Source organism: Xanthomonas sp. NCPPB 1754 (assembly GCF_041475725.2).
Taxonomy (GTDB): Bacteria; Pseudomonadota; Gammaproteobacteria; order Xanthomonadales; family Xanthomonadaceae; genus Xanthomonas; species Xanthomonas euvesicatoria.
In genome coordinates, this window is sequence record NZ_CM192982.1 from 3,643,992 (window position 1) to 3,657,839 (window position 13,848).

11 protein-coding genes and 1 pseudogene are annotated in these 13,848 nt (G+C 67.6%); 5 read left to right on the top strand and 7 right to left on the bottom strand.

Annotated features, from left to right (window positions below):
• The first annotated feature begins 172 nt into the window (after positions 1 to 172).
• Genes ACCQ15_RS15815 through ACCQ15_RS15835 form a run of 5 tightly spaced genes read left to right on the top strand, consistent with a single transcriptional unit; the run spans position 173 to position 7,424 of the window.
• A complete protein-coding gene (locus ACCQ15_RS15815; protein ID WP_029820031.1) occupies positions 173 to 1,399 on the top strand; it encodes an ATP-grasp domain-containing protein in 1,227 nt (408 codons plus the stop codon).
• Positions 1,396 to 3,198 carry an IucA/IucC family protein gene (locus ACCQ15_RS15820; protein ID WP_372380772.1) on the top strand — a complete coding sequence of 601 codons (1,803 nt, stop codon included), beginning with the start codon at positions 1,396 to 1,398 and terminating at the stop codon, positions 3,196 to 3,198. Before ACCQ15_RS15815 ends, ACCQ15_RS15820 begins: the two co-directional genes overlap by 4 nt.
• Positions 3,195 to 4,391 carry an MFS transporter gene (locus ACCQ15_RS15825; protein ID WP_372380773.1) on the top strand — a complete coding sequence of 399 codons (1,197 nt, stop codon included), beginning with the start codon at positions 3,195 to 3,197 and terminating at the stop codon, positions 4,389 to 4,391. Before ACCQ15_RS15820 ends, ACCQ15_RS15825 begins: the two co-directional genes overlap by 4 nt.
• Positions 4,369 to 6,138, top strand: a complete 1,770-nt coding sequence (locus ACCQ15_RS15830) for an IucA/IucC family protein (RefSeq protein ID WP_372380774.1) — start codon at positions 4,369 to 4,371, stop codon at positions 6,136 to 6,138. The genes ACCQ15_RS15825 and ACCQ15_RS15830 overlap by 23 nt, the downstream gene beginning before the upstream one ends.
• On the top strand, positions 6,135 to 7,424 hold the full coding sequence (locus ACCQ15_RS15835) for a type III PLP-dependent enzyme (protein WP_372380775.1): 1,290 nt from the start codon (positions 6,135 to 6,137) through the stop codon (positions 7,422 to 7,424). Before ACCQ15_RS15830 ends, ACCQ15_RS15835 begins: the two co-directional genes overlap by 4 nt.
• Here ACCQ15_RS15835 and ACCQ15_RS15840 read toward each other — a convergent pair.
• The 7 genes and pseudogenes from ACCQ15_RS15840 to cobD form a co-directional block, all read right to left on the bottom strand.
• A complete protein-coding gene (locus ACCQ15_RS15840; protein ID WP_372168052.1) occupies positions 7,328 to 8,239 on the bottom strand; it encodes an AraC family transcriptional regulator in 912 nt (303 codons plus the stop codon). The genes ACCQ15_RS15835 and ACCQ15_RS15840 overlap by 97 nt on opposite strands.
• Before the next feature lie 233 nt (positions 8,240 to 8,472).
• Positions 8,473 to 9,207 (bottom strand): adenosylcobinamide-GDP ribazoletransferase, encoded by a 735-nt coding sequence (locus ACCQ15_RS15845; RefSeq protein WP_372380776.1) that lies wholly within the window; start codon positions 9,205 to 9,207, stop codon positions 8,473 to 8,475.
• Positions 9,204 to 9,818, bottom strand: a complete 615-nt coding sequence (locus tag ACCQ15_RS15850) for a histidine phosphatase family protein (protein WP_122272434.1) — start codon at positions 9,816 to 9,818, stop codon at positions 9,204 to 9,206. Before ACCQ15_RS15850 ends, ACCQ15_RS15845 begins: the two co-directional genes overlap by 4 nt.
• A 12-nt stretch (positions 9,819 to 9,830) precedes the next feature.
• Positions 9,831 to 10,862, bottom strand: a pseudogene (gene cobT, locus ACCQ15_RS15855) (nicotinate-nucleotide--dimethylbenzimidazole phosphoribosyltransferase); the annotation flags it as partial.
• The gene (gene cobU, locus ACCQ15_RS15860; RefSeq protein ID WP_372380777.1) at positions 10,855 to 11,379 is read right to left on the bottom strand and encodes a bifunctional adenosylcobinamide kinase/adenosylcobinamide-phosphate guanylyltransferase; all 525 of its coding nucleotides are present in this window, start codon (positions 11,377 to 11,379) and stop codon (positions 10,855 to 10,857) included. The gene cobU and the pseudogene cobT, both read right to left, overlap by 8 nt.
• On the bottom strand, positions 11,367 to 12,842 hold the full coding sequence (locus ACCQ15_RS15865) for a cobyric acid synthase (RefSeq protein WP_372380778.1): 1,476 nt from the start codon (positions 12,840 to 12,842) through the stop codon (positions 11,367 to 11,369). The genes cobU and ACCQ15_RS15865 overlap by 13 nt, the downstream gene beginning before the upstream one ends.
• Positions 12,839 to 13,822 carry a threonine-phosphate decarboxylase CobD gene (cobD, locus tag ACCQ15_RS15870; protein ID WP_372380779.1) on the bottom strand — a complete coding sequence of 328 codons (984 nt, stop codon included), beginning with the start codon at positions 13,820 to 13,822 and terminating at the stop codon, positions 12,839 to 12,841. The genes ACCQ15_RS15865 and cobD overlap by 4 nt, the downstream gene beginning before the upstream one ends.
• Positions 13,823 to 13,848: the final 26 nt, after the last annotated feature.

Genomic DNA, 13,848 nt, shown 5'->3' on the forward strand with positions numbered 1-13,848 from the left:
GACGGCGGTCGTACTGACAGCCGCCAAGACAACACGGCGTGCATGAGGCACGCATCATTGCCGCAGCACGCGGCATGCGATCGACGTATCGCAGGCCACCCAACGCCGCCATGGCGCCAGGCAGCCCGTTCAGTACCGGTTTCCCCCACCGTCCTGTCGAACGAGAGCTGCCATGACTGCGACATCCGCTGCACCGTTGGTGATCCTCACCCATGTCTGCCATCCGGCCATCACCGAAGGTTTCCTGCCCGCCGCGCGCGCGCTGGGCCTGCCGGTGTGGTTGCTGACCGACCACCGGCTCGATCACCTGGCCTATTTCCGCGAGCATCCCGCCCATGCACCGCAGCGGGTGATCGAATGCGATGTGTTCAATCCGCTCGGCGTCCTCGACGTACTGCACGATGCAGACATCACCCCGCGCGCGGTGTTCAGCAATAGCGACCATCTGCAGACCAGCACCGCGCTGGTGGCCGCAGCGCTTGGCCTGCCGGGCAAGGACTGGCAGGTGTGCTACGCCGCCAAGAACAAGGCTGCGATGCGCCAACGCTTGCGTGCGCGTGGACTGCCCTGCCCGTGGTTTTGCACGCTGGCGCCGGGCGCGGCGTTGCCGGCCCAGATTCCATGGCCTGTGGTGGCCAAGCCCCGCGAGGGCGTGGCGAGCCTGGATGTGCGCTGCTGCACCGATGCAGCGCAATTGCAGGCGTACCTGGACGATGGATGGCAGCGCCATCCGCAGCGCACCGTGCTGTTGGAAAGCATGCTGGAAGGTGCGCTCTTTACGCTGGAAACGCTGGGCGATGGCAAGCACCTGCAAGCCATCGGCGGCTTCAAGGTGCGATTGTCGCCGCCGCCGCATTTCGTCGAATGCGAAGCGCAGTGGGATGCCAACGTGGACACGCCGGTGATCGCGCAGGCGCTGCAACAGCTGCGCGCGTTCGGTGTCGGCTTCGGGCTGTGCCATAGCGAATTCATCCTCACCGCCGATGGCCCGGTGCTGGTGGAAATCAATTACCGCAGCATCGGCGATCGGCGCGAATTCCTGCTCGACGAGATGTTTTCCAAGCAATGGTTCAACGCGGCGCTGGCACCGCATCTGGGCCTGCCGTTGCCACAGCTCCGCAGTGCCCATGCGCATGCCTTGCTGCGCTACTACGTGGCCGAACACGACGGCGAATTGGTCGCCGCCAGCGAAGACCGCCGCCAGCGCGATGCGCACAGCGACGTGCAGTACCGGCGGATGCGCGCACCGGGCGAGCGCATCCGCCTGAGCCATTCCAACAAGGATTACCTGGGCGTGCTGAGTGCGTTGGCACGCGATGCGCAGACACTGCAACACGCAGTGGTGCAGGCCGAAGCGGGCCTGCAGTGGCGCATCGACGGCGCGGAACTGCGCGCATGAGCAGCATGGACGACCAACGCTACATCGCCACCCGCATCATCGATGCCTGCCTGCGCGAAGACCTGCGTGGGATTGTGACCCGCGGCAGTACGGCGGTGCCGGATGCGCAGGTGCTGGCGCAGTGGACCGACCCCAGCCCGGTGCATGGATGGTGGCGCATCGCTCATCTGCCCGGCGGCACGATGTGGGTGCCGATCCATCGTCAAGGCGTGCTGCAGGACATCGGTGCCTGCGGCGACAGCTGGATTGTGCGCAGCGACGACAGCGTGCATGTCGAACGTGGCGCGCACGCCTGGCTGCACCGCCTGAGCGCAGAACTCGACAGCGAAACGCAACAGCTGCATCGCGCCTACGCCGACGAAGCCGACTGCGCCGCCGCGCACCGCGGGCTGGCGCGGCAGGCCTACCACGCGCAGGCACCGGCGTTGCGCACTGCGCTGCATCACCGCGATGCCGCCGAGCGCGCCTACCGCTGCGACCAACTGGCCAGCTACCGCGACCATCCGTTCTATCCCACCGCGCGCGCCAAGGCCGGGCTGGATGCGGCCGAGCTGCGCCACTACGCGCCGGAATTCGCGCCGACCTTCGCGCTGCGTTGGCTGGCGGTTCCGCAGGCGTTGGCGCAATGCACCAGCGCCCCGCCGGCCGAGCTGTGGCCGGATTTCGCCAGCCTGGGCCTGCCGCCCGAGTTGGCCGCCACGCATCTGCCCTGGCCGGTGCATCCGCTGGTGTGGGAGCGCCTGGAGCAGGAGGGCTTCGCACTGCCCGAGAACGTGCTGCGAGCGCCCAACGCCCGGCTGGACGTGCGCCCGACGCTGTCGGTGCGCACGCTGGTGCCGCTGCGGCATCCACACCTGCATCTCAAATTGCCCATTCCGATGCGCACGCTGGGCGCCCTCAACCTGCGTTTGATCAAGCCGTCCACGCTGTATGACGGGCACTGGATGGAGCGCGCGTTGCGGCGCATCGATGCGCTGGATCCTGCGCTGCAAGGCCGCTGCGTGTTCGTCGACGAGTCGCACGGCGGGCATGTCGGGCAGACGCGGCATCTGGCCTATCTGGTGCGGCGCTACCCAGCGCTTGACGATGCCACGCTGGTCCCGGTGGCTGCGCTATGCGCGCCCATGCCCGATGGCCGCCCGATGGCGATCCATCTTGCCGAGCGTTTTGCGCATGGCGACCTGCTGCATTGGTGGCGCGACTACACCGAACTGCTGCTTGCCGTACATCTGCGCCTGTGGTTGCGTTATGGCATTGCACTGGAAGCCAATCAGCAAAACAGCGTGCTGGTGTATGCCGATGGCCAAGCCACGCGCCTGTTGATGAAGGACAACGACGCTGCGCGGATTGCGCTGCCCCAGTTGCGCGCGGCGCTGCCGGAGCCGGATGCAATGGGCCCGCTGCAGGATGCGCGTATTGCGGTGGACGATCCGCAGGCGTTGACGCAGATGTTCTGCACGATCGTTCTGCAGCTGGATCTGCAGGCAGTGCTGGAAGGCCTGGCCGAATGGCAACCCGCATTGCGCGCACCGTTATACGCGCAGCTGCAGGACCAGTTCGTTGCGACGCTGGCGCAACTGGACGCCGATGGCATCGATACCGGCCCTGCGCGCCGGCTGTTGGCTGCGCCACGGCTGCCGGTGAAATACCTGCTCAGCGCCGGCAGCCTGCTCAGCAAGCACGTCACCGGCGCCACCGACATCAACAAGTTCTACGGCGACAGCGCGCCCAATCCATTCGGCGATGCGTTCGCCGATACGCAACAACCGCCGCGCAGGCAAGCGGGCGTGCCGCGATGAGGCGCATCCTGGGTCCGGTGCTGGCTGCGCATTATCTGGCGGCATTCACGGCGTTGGGCATGCCGCTGTTTCTGCCGCAGGTGTTGGCCGAACTCGCACCATCGGCCGCGGTGGGCTGGAGCGGCGTGCTGTATGTCTTGCCCACGCTCTGCACTGCACTGACGGCAAGCAGCTGGGGGCGTTGGGCGGACCGCCATAGACGCAAACGTTCGCTGCTGCGCGCACAACTGGGCCTGGCGCTGGGCTTTGCGATTGCCGGCTTCGCGCCGTCGCTGACCTGGCTGGTGATCGGCCTGCTCGTACAAGGCACCTGTGGTGGTTCGCTGGCGGCGGCAAATGCGTATCTGGCCAGCCAGCCGCAGGCCGGCCCGTTGGCGCGTGCATTGGACTGGACACAGTATTCGGCCCGCCTTGCCATGGTAAGCGCACCGGCACTGCTGGGCATGGCACTGGCGCTGGGTCCTGCGCAATCGCTGTATCGCGCACTGGCGTTGCTGCCATTGATGGCGTTTGCGTTGACGTGGCGACTGCCGGCCGATCGGCCTGCTGCGCGAGAACACACTGCCGGCAAGGCTGCTACGTCTTCCGGGCACGCAGCTTCATCGCCTGCATCGCCACGCACCCATGCCGCGCCGTTGTGGCCAGCCCTGCTGCTCGCGCAGTTCTTGTTCTGCTTTGCGATGGTGGTGACATTCCCGTATTTCATTCCGTATGCGCTTGCGCGCGGCGCCGGCCACGATGCGCTTGCCGGTTTGCTCTACAGCCTGCCGCATCTGGTCTATCTGGTGGTGCTGCCCTGGTGGCGACGCGGCGATAGCGAGGCGTGGCTTGTGCCGGGCCTGGCGTTGTTCGCGGTGGCCTGCGTGTGGCAGGCGCTGTTGCACGATGCCCTCGCACTGGCGGCAGCGCGGCTGTTGTTTGGCTTCGGCATGTTGTTCGGGCTGCGTGGGCTCAACCGCAGCCTGGCGCACATTGCCAGCGGGCATGGCGCCGGGCGCCTGTTCGGCCGCTTCGATGCCTGCGGCAAATGGGCCGGCGTGTTCGCCGGTGCCGCTGCCGGTGCACTGGCACAGGCGTCCGGCCCCGCCACCCCTTTCCTGGCTGCGGCGCTGGCTGCGGCCGCTGCTGCGCTCACCGTTCTGGTGCGCTTTCCTTCGAGGAGAACTGCCGATGTCGCCGCACACGATGCATGACCCCTGGTACGACAGCATGGCCGACGCGCAGGCCTGCAGCTGCTGGTTGAACTGCTATCTGCGCGAATTCGCGATTCCGCAGCATGCGGTGCAGTTCGACTATCGCGGGCTGGATCGACCCGGCCCGCGCGTGGCCGAACAACGCTGGCTGCGCATCGATCTGGGCGAGGTCGGGACGCTGTGCGTGCGCATCGCCTATGCCGATCGCCTGGGCCGCTGCCGGTTCGCCTCCGCGCCGTTTCTCAAGAGCGCCGGCAAGCCGTGGCATAGCCTGGATGCGCAAACGCTGGCACGCTGCCTGTTGCAGGCCCTGGGCAGCGCGCAGGACATCAACCCGGAGCTGCTGGCGCAAAGCGCCAATAGCGTGGCCGTCACCGCTGCGTTATTGCGCAAGGCCCAGGTCGCCGCCGCCACCGGCGAGGTAATGATCGACGCCGAACAATCGATGCTGTGGGGGCATGCATTGCACCCGACGCCCAAGAGCCGCGAAGGCGTGGATCTGGATCAGGTGCTGGCCTGCGCACCGGAAGCGCGCGCGTCGTTCCAGCTGTTCTGGTTCCGCATCGACCCGCGCCTGCTGCGCATCCAGGGACGCGACGTGCGCGCGACATTAAAGCAGCTCAGCGGCAGCGACGATCTCTATCCCTGCCACCCCTGGGAAGCGCAGCGGCTGCTCGACGCCCCCTTGCTGCGCAGCTTGCAGGCACGCGGCCTGATTACGTCGGTCGGCCCATTAGGCGATGCACTGCGGCCCACCTCGTCGGTCCGCACGCTGTACCACCCGGAACTTGCGTATTTCCTCAAGTGCTCGGTGCATGTGCGGCTCACCAACTGCGTGCGCAAGAATGCATGGTACGAACTGGAGAGCGCGGTTGCGCTCACCGAGCTGTTGGCACCGAGCTGGCGTGCCCTGGCCACACAGGTGCCGGGCTTCGATGTGATGCTGGAGCCGGCGGCGACTTCGCTGGACGTAGCGTCGGTCGATCCCGCATTGCATGCCGCCGACCCGTTGGCGGCGCGCACCTTGTCGGAGAGCTTCGGCATTCTGTACCGGCAAAACATTCCCGCCGCGCAACGTGCACGCTGGCAACCGCAGGTGGCTGCGGCCTTGTTCACCTGCGATGCGCAGGGCAATAGCGTGTGCGCCGCGCGCCTGCGGGCGCTCGGCAGCGCGCAGATGGGCCACCGAACCGCAACGCTGCTGTGGTTCCGCGCCTACGCCGGCCTGCTGCTGGACGGAGTGTGGAGCGCGCTGTTCCAGCACGGCATCGCGCTGGAGCCGCATCTGCAAAACACCGTGATCGGCTTTGCCGACGGCTGGCCGACGCGGGTGTGGGTCCGCGACCTGGAAGGCACCAAGCTGCTCGCCCATCACTGGCCGGCGGCGCGCCTGCGCGGCGTCGGCGAACGCGCACGCCAATCGCTGTACTACACCCCAGAACAGGGCTGGAACCGGGTGGCGTATTGCGCGCTGGTCAACAATCTGGCCGAGGCCATCTTTCATCTGGGCGAAGGTGATGCCGCACTCGAAGCGCGGCTATGGCAATGCGTGGGCGAGATCGCGCTGCGCTGGCAACAACGCCATGGCGCGCAAGCGGCGCTGCAGGGTCTGGTCGACGGCGCGCCGCTGCCGGGCAAGAACAATCTGGGTACCCGTCTCTGGCAGCGTGCCGACCGCCAATCCAACTACACCGCGCTGCCCAACCCCATCCCCCGCATCACGGCGCAGCGGCAGGTGGCGGCGTGAGTCTGCACATCGACACCGCCGCACTGCTTGCTGCCTTGCCGCAGGTGCGCGACCGCTGCGAAGGCCCGATCTGCGCGTATGTCTACGATCTGGCGGCATTGGACACGCATGCGGCCTGGATGCGTGCGCAGCTGCCGGCGCAGTGCGAGCTGTTCTATGCAGCCAAAGCCAATGCAGAACCGCCGATTCTGCAAACGCTGGCAGCGCACGTGGATGGCTTCGAAGCCGCATCCGGCGGCGAACTCGCCTGGCTGCATGCGCAGCAACCGCAGGCACCGTTGTTGTTCGGTGGCCCGGGCAAACTCGATACCGAGCTCGCCCAGGCAGCCGCCCTGCCCGACTGCACCGTGCATGTGGAAAGCCTGAGCGAACTCGAACGCCTGGCGGCAATTGCAGCGCATACCGGCCGCTGCGTGCCCGTGTTCCTGCGCATGAATATCGCCGTACCCGGCGCGCAGAGCACGCGCTTGATGATGGGCGGGCAACCCTCGCCGTTCGGCCTGGATCCAAGCGATCTGGATGCAGCAGTCCGGCGAGTGCAGGCCAATCCATCGCTGCGCCTGGAAGGCTTCCATTTCCATCTGATGTCGCATCAACGCAGCGCCGCCGCGCAGCTGCATCTGGTGGCCGCCTACCTGCGCGCCGTGCAGCAATGGCGACAGACCTATGCGCTTGGTCCACTGCGGGTAAACGCCGGTGGCGGCTTCGGTGTGGACTACCGGGCACCGGACGCGTCTTTCGACTGGGCCGGCTTCTGCGCCGAGCTGCCTGCCGTGCTGCGCGAACACGGTACGGACCTGCGCTTGCGTTTGGAGCCGGGCCGTTACCTCAGCGCCAGCTGCGGTTGGTACCTGATGGAGGTGCTCGATCTCAAACGCAGCCACGGCGCCTGGTTTGCGATCGCACGGGGCGGCACCCATCACTTCCGCACGCCGGCCGCGCAGGCGCACGATCATCCATTCCGCGTATTGCGCGGCACCCGCACCCCCGTGATCAGCGACACGCCGGTCACCCTGGTCGGCCAGCTGTGCACGCCCAAGGACGTGCTGGCACGCCAGCAACCGGTGGCCGCACTCGCACCCGGCGATTGCCTGGCCTTCCCGCTGGCGGGCGCGTATGCGTGGAATATTTCGCACCAGCACTTTCTGATGCACCCGCCGCCGCAGATGGTGTTCTTGCCAGCGACACATTACCTCGGTAACGCGACCTCGCCCGACCGCTGCACGGGCAACCGAATGTCCGCACGCAACTCGGCCTCGGCGACGGTTTCCGGATCATCGAGATAGAGGTAATGCAGCGGTGCCTCGCGCAGTGCGTAGCCGCTGTCCGGCAGCCAGCATGCGAGCACGTGGTCGAGTGCGTCTTCCAGTCCCGCGTAATTTCCCACATGACGCACGACCGCATGCAGGCCACCGCTGAGTTGGCGCAGGTGCAGGGGCGCTGATGGCGCCACGGCGGTGTCGAATGCCATCGCGCACTCGAACACGTGCTGCGGCGGCGGTACATCGCGGTGGTCGCTCAGCGGCAGCCCGATCAGCGCCTGCAAGTGGTCGATCACTGCGCTGCGCTCGGCCCACGCGGCGATGCGGCCGAAGCCACGGTCCAGGTCATCGAACGCGCCACGCCTGCGCAGCACCACCACTTCCAGGGGGTCGAGCACCTGCACCAGCACCTGCAATGGCGCCTCGTGCGCCTGCGCTGGCAGCGTCGGGCCGGCGAGTTGCTGCAATTTCTGCGCGCGCAGCTGCGGTGCGTTACGCAGGCTTGAAGGGCTGGCCTGCAGCACCGTCCGAAACGCGCGCGCCAGCGCCTGCGGGGTGTGATAGCCGACGGCCAATGCCACCTCGGTGACCGAGCGGCCCTGCTCGCCCAGCAGATGCAGCGCATAACTCAGACGCAACCGCGCGGTGGTGACGCCCAATGTCTCGCCCGCCAAGGCCCGGTAAACACGATGGAAATGCGGCGGCGATTGATGCGCCAGCGCGGCCAGCGTCGCCAGGTCCGGCAGCGGTTCGCCCGCGCGGATGCTGGCCTGCAAATGGGCCACGACGCGCTCGACTGCACGCTGCCGATGGAAGACGACCAAGGTTGCTGCTGGCATGGGCGACTCCTCTGGAAGGCGGTGAGCATCGCGCACAGTGGCATCCGGCGCGGTCCCGATCTTGCGCATTTGCGGCACCTGGCCGCGTTGGTCGGGTCCAGCGGCATACAGTGGTTGGCCCCCGTTCGCCAGTCGTCGGGCAGCTGCGGCGTTGAAACAAAGCAGCGCTCCAAACCACTCCACGCAGCGGGCCTGCTTGCCCGTTTTCAGCGCAATCGCGTCGCACCCAGCCTTCAGCTCGTTTGCAGCGCCAAGGCCACCAGCACCGCTGTTTCGCTGATCTCCACCAATGCACCGCAGGTATCGCCGGTCATGCCGCCCAGGCGCTGCAGGCAGGCACGACGCCACATTACCAACACCACACCCGCCACTGCACAGGCCAGCATGCCGCGCAAGCGCCCGACGGCGAAGGCGCAGGCCAGCCCGAGCAGCAACGACAACAGCAAGCCAGCACGCGAACTGCCAACCAGGCCACTGCCAAGCCCGCCGGCACGCACGTACGGCGTCGTCAAAAAAGCCGCTACCAGCGCCGTGCGCGCCAGCAGCGGAGCAAGCCACACCCCACCCGGCGCCGTGGGCAACAGGGCGGCCAGCGCCGTGCATTTGAGCAGCAAGATCAGCACGATCGCCGTCACCGCCATCGGGCCGCTGGTGGGATCTCTCATGATCGCCAGGGTGCGCGTGCGATCGCCCATGCCGCCGACCCAGGCATCGGCCGTGTCTGCCAGGCCATCCAGATGCAACGCGCCGGTCAGCCATACCCAGGCGCTCAACAGCAGCGCTGCGCCCAGCAACGGCGCCACCTCGCGCAGGCACCAGGCCAACCCGCACACCACCCCACCGAGCAACACGCCCACCAGCGGGTACCAGCACAGCGAACGCGCCTGCGCGCCTGCGCGCGTGAACACCCGGGCGGGCACCGGGATGCGGGTCAGGAACCCGATCGCTACCAGCAGCCCGTCGATCATTCGGTGTCGTGCGCCGGTGGCAATGCCGTGGATAAGACCGGAGATCTCAAGCCGCCAGCCGCGTCGGTCGGCGGCCAGGCCAGCGGATGCAGCGACGCATGCGGCACTGCCAATTCGGTCATCCGGCCGAACCCACTCCCGGCGACCAGGCAGCGCAACGCGCGGATGGCGCCGCCGTGGGTGACCACCAGCACGCGCTGTGCCGGGTAGCGGGCGACGATGGCATCGAGCGCGGCCGACAGGCGCGCGCAGAAGTCGGTAAACGGTTCGGCCTGCGGCGGGGGGTAGCGCAGCGGGTCGGCCCAGAAGCGGCCCAGCGCTTGCCCTTCGTCGCGATCGATATCGGCCACCGGCACGCCCTGCCAGCGGCCGAAGTGATATTCGCGCAGGCGCCGGTCCAGCTGCAGCGGAATGGCACGCGCGTGGGCAAGCTCGGTGGCGAACAACGCGCAGCGCTGCAACGTGGACGCCACGACTGCGTCCCACGTGCCATCGGCAGTGGCCGCACGCAATTGCTGCCAGCCCAGTTCGGTGAGCGGGTCGTCGAGCTGGCCGCGATAGCTGCGTTGCCCGGTGTCGCCATGCCGCAACAAGGTGATTTGCGCGCTCATGCGTCCGACACCCCCGGCTTCGGCAAACGTCGCCATGCCGTTATGCAAGGCGCAGGCGCTGCGCAGCAGCGGAATCGCCACCGCCGCGCCGCTGGCTTCGCCCAGACGCAGGTCCAGTTGCAGCAAGGGCTCGGCATCCATTGCGCGCAGCAGCGCTGCATGCCCACGCTCCTGCGAGCGATGCCCGAACAACAACCACTCGCGCACGCCGGGATTCAGGCGAGTGGCCACCAGTGCCGCCGCCGTGGTGATGAAGCCATCCACCAGCACCGGGATGCCGGCCTGCGCGGCGGCGATATAGGCGCCGACCAAGGCAGCGATTTCGAATCCGCCCAGCCGGCGCAGACGCTCCAGCGGGCTCGATGCATCGGCATGCAAGGCCAGCGCACGCGTGATCACGGTGGCCTTGTGCGCAATGCCTTCGGCATCCAGGCCGGTGCCTGCGCCGGCCATCGCCTGCGGAAACTGCGACAGCAGGGCGCAGCCCAGCGCCGCGGCGGCGGTGGTGTTGCCGATGCCCATCTCGCCGCCGACAAATAGCTGGGTATCGCAACTCTTGGCCTGCGCGATGCTGTCGGCACCGGCGGCGAACGCATCGCGCAATTGGGTGGCCGTCATCGCCGGCTGCTCGCAGATATTGGCGCTGCTAGGCGCAATCCAGGCACGCCGCACCCGCGGCAGGTCGCCGGGGTCGTTGACCACGCCCAGATTCACCACTTCCAGCCGCGCGCCCAGCTCGCGCGCCAGTACCGCAATGGCGGCGCCACCGCGTGCGAAATTGCGCACCATCTCGCCGGTCACTGCCTGCGGAAAAGCCGAGACTCCTTCGGCCGCTACGCCATGGTCGGCGGCATACACCGCGATCCAGACCCGCTGCACTCCGGGCCGGTCGGTGCGTTGCCAGGCGGCCAGCTGCACTGCCAGGTGTTCCAGCCGGCCCAATGCGCCGGGCGGCTTGGTCAGCTGTTCCTGCCGGGCAAGCGCGGCAGAGCGCATGCGCGCGTCCGGCACTGCGCAGGCACCAAAGATCCAATCGCTACTCACACGCGCTCTCCTTCAACACCATCGGCAATCCTGCCACCACCAACACCACACGCTCGCACTGTAGCGCCAATGCCTGATGCAGCCAGCCAGCCTCGTCCACAAACCGACGCGTGAGTTCGCCCAACGGCACGATGCCCTGCCCCACTTCGTTGCTGACCAGCAGGATCTGCCCCGGCAACTGCGGCAGCGTTGCCAGCAGCGCATCGCGCTCGCGCGCGAACACGCCTGCATCCGGGTGGCTGAGCAGATTGCTCAGCCACAGGGTCAGGCAATCCACCAGCACGCAGCGATCCGGCGCGGCATGCGCCTGCAACGTCGCCGCCAGCGCGATGGGCTCTTCCACGCACTGCCAATGCGCGGGGCGTTCGCTGCGGTGATGGGCAATGCGCCGATGCATTTCGTCATCGAAGGCTTGCGCTGTAGCCAGGTAAGTCACTGCGCGCCCGGACGCTGCCGCGATGCGCTCGGCCAGTGCGCTCTTGCCCGAACGGGCGCCGCCAAGAATCAGTTGCTGCATGCCGGTTCCCTGCTGATGAGGCGTGTCAGTGCCGCGGTATCCAGATGCGTGTGCACCGCATCGGCCAGACGCTCCAGGCTGGCTTCGCGCAGCGCCGCAAGATCCAGTGGCGCGGCCTGCGCCAGACCGGCCCACGCCAGCAATGCAGCCAGTGCCTGCGGGTGGTCGAACACCCCATGCACATAGGTGCCGAGCACCTGGCCGTCGTCGGAGATGGCGCCATCGGTACGCCCATCGTCCAGCTGCAGCAATGGCCGTGCCAATGCGGCGCCGCTGCTGAGACCGCAGTGAATTTCATAGCCGCTGACACTGGCATCGCCCAGCAGCAGGCGCCCGTGCACGCGAAGCAGTTGCTTGTGCGGCTGCAGCGTGGTTTGCAGCGACAGCCACCCAAGACCGGGGCTGCTGCCCGCTGCCCCCTCGATGCCATCCGGGTCGTGGAGATGGGTGCCCAGCATCTGCAGTCCACCGCAGATGCCAAGCAGTTTTCCGCCGTAGCGCAGGTGACGGGCAATGGCGGCGTCCCACCCGTGCGTACGCAGCCACTGCAGATCGTGCCGGGTGGAGTTGCTGCCCGGCAGCAGGATCAGATCGCACGGCGGCGGCGTCTGCCCGGGACCGATCAAGCGCACATCCACCTGCGGATGCGCCAGCAACGCGTCGACATCGGTGTGATTGCTGATGCGCGGCAGCACTGGCACCACCACGCGCAATTGCGACTGTGGTTTCTGCGGCGCGTTGCGTGGCACCGCATCTTCGGCATCCAGCTGCAGGCCGTGCAGATACGGAAGGACGCCGAGCACCGGCTTGCCCGTTTCGCGCTCCAGCCACGCCAGGCCGGGCTGCAGCAGCGCCAGATCTCCGCGAAACCGGTTGATCACAACACCGGCAACGCGTGCGCGCTCGCTGGCCGAGAGCAACGCCAGCGTGCCGACCAGATGAGCGAACACGCCGCCGCGGTCGATGTCGGCCACCAGGATCACGGCGCAGTCCACCGCTTCGGCATAGCCCATGTTGGCGATGTCGTTGTCGCGTAGATTGATCTCGGCCGGGCTGCCGGCACCTTCCACCAGCACCACATCGAAGCGCTCGACCAGGCGCACGTGCGAGGCCAACACGGCGTTGAATGCGGTCGCCTTGTAGGCGTGATAGCCCACCGCATCCAGGGTGGCGACCGGATGCCCGTGCACGATGACCTGCGCACCGGCATCGCTGTTGGGCTTGAGCAACACCGGGTTGAAATCGGTCTGCGGCTCCAGCCCGCATGCCTGTGCCTGCAATGCCTGCGCGCGGCCGATTTCGCCACCGTCCACCGTCACTGCCGAATTCAACGCCATGTTCTGCGGCTTGAATGGCGCCACCGCAATGCCCTGCCGATGCAGCCACCGGCACAGCGCGGCCACCAGCGTGCTCTTGCCCGCATCGGAGGTGCAGCCCTGCACCATCAGTACGCGCGCGCTCATGCCAGCACCTGGCGCAGTGCCACGTCCAGGCGCGCCTCGCCCGCGGCGTCGGGTGGAAGACCCAAGCGCAGACTGTTCGGTGTGTCGAACAGCCGCGTCAAAATGCCGCGTTGCGCCAGCGCGACGTGCAAGGCAGCCGCGTCGTCGTGCTGGCACCACTGAAAGAACGCCGTGCCTGCGGTAGGTACGATCGCATGCGCATGCAACAGCTGCGCAAGCCGCTGCGATGCCGCGTGCAGACGCGCACGTGCCTGAACCTGCCACGGCGTATCGGCCAATGCCTGCTGCACGGCCCATCGCGCCGGCCCGCTCAGCGTCCATGGTCCCAAGCGTTCGCGCACGGCATCCAGCAATGCGCGATCTGCGCAGACAAAGCCCGCACGTGCGCCTGCCATGCCGAAGAACTTGCCCACCGACCGCAGCACCACCAGACCGGGCCGCTGGCTGAAGGCGCAGACGCTGTGTTGCGGGGTCGCATCCATGAAGGCCTCGTCGATCACCAGCCACCCGCCGCGTGCTGCAAGCCGCGCATGCAGCTGCAGCAGCGTGTCGGGATCGAAGCACTCGGCGCATGGATTATTGGGATGAATCAGCACGGCCACATCCAGCGTCTCACCTGCGTGCAGCAATTGCGCCGCGCTCATCGGCACGACCTGATGCCCGGCACGCCGCCATGCCTGTGCATGCTCGGCGTAGCCAGGCGTAAGTACGCCGACGCGGCCGGGCGCGCGCAGCAGTGGCAAGGCCTGAATCGCCGCCTGCGAGCCGGCCACCGGCAGTACCTGCGGCGCGCCGTAATAGGCAGCCGCGCACTCTGCCAGGCCATCGTCGTCTTCCGGCAAGCGCTGCCACGCATGTTCCGGAATGGCGGGCACCGGCCAGGCGAACGGGCTCACGCCGGTGGACAGGTCCAGCCAGTGCGCGAGCGGAATGTTGTAAGCCTGCGCAGCGCGGCGCAGGCGCCCGCCATGTTCAAGCATTGCGCACTCCCGGCGATGGAACGGCG

Coding starts and splice junctions, on each gene's coding strand:
- ACCQ15_RS15815 (WP_029820031.1), top strand. CDS start 173: ATGACTGCGACATCCGCTGCACCGTTGGTGATCCTCACCCATGTCTGC.
- ACCQ15_RS15820 (WP_372380772.1), top strand. CDS start 1,396: ATGAGCAGCATGGACGACCAACGCTACATCGCCACCCGCATCATCGAT.
- ACCQ15_RS15825 (WP_372380773.1), top strand. CDS start 3,195: ATGAGGCGCATCCTGGGTCCGGTGCTGGCTGCGCATTATCTGGCGGCA.
- ACCQ15_RS15830 (WP_372380774.1), top strand. CDS start 4,369: ATGTCGCCGCACACGATGCATGACCCCTGGTACGACAGCATGGCCGAC.
- ACCQ15_RS15840 (WP_372168052.1), bottom strand. CDS start 8,239: ATGCCAGCAGCAACCTTGGTCGTCTTCCATCGGCAGCGTGCAGTCGAG.
- ACCQ15_RS15845 (WP_372380776.1), bottom strand. CDS start 9,207: ATGATCGACGGGCTGCTGGTAGCGATCGGGTTCCTGACCCGCATCCCG.
- ACCQ15_RS15850 (WP_122272434.1), bottom strand. CDS start 9,818: ATGAGCGCGCAAATCACCTTGTTGCGGCATGGCGACACCGGGCAACGC.
- cobU (WP_372380777.1), bottom strand. CDS start 11,379: ATGCAGCAACTGATTCTTGGCGGCGCCCGTTCGGGCAAGAGCGCACTG.
- ACCQ15_RS15865 (WP_372380778.1), bottom strand. CDS start 12,842: ATGAGCGCGCGCGTACTGATGGTGCAGGGCTGCACCTCCGATGCGGGC.
- cobD (WP_372380779.1), bottom strand. CDS start 13,822: ATGCTTGAACATGGCGGGCGCCTGCGCCGCGCTGCGCAGGCTTACAAC.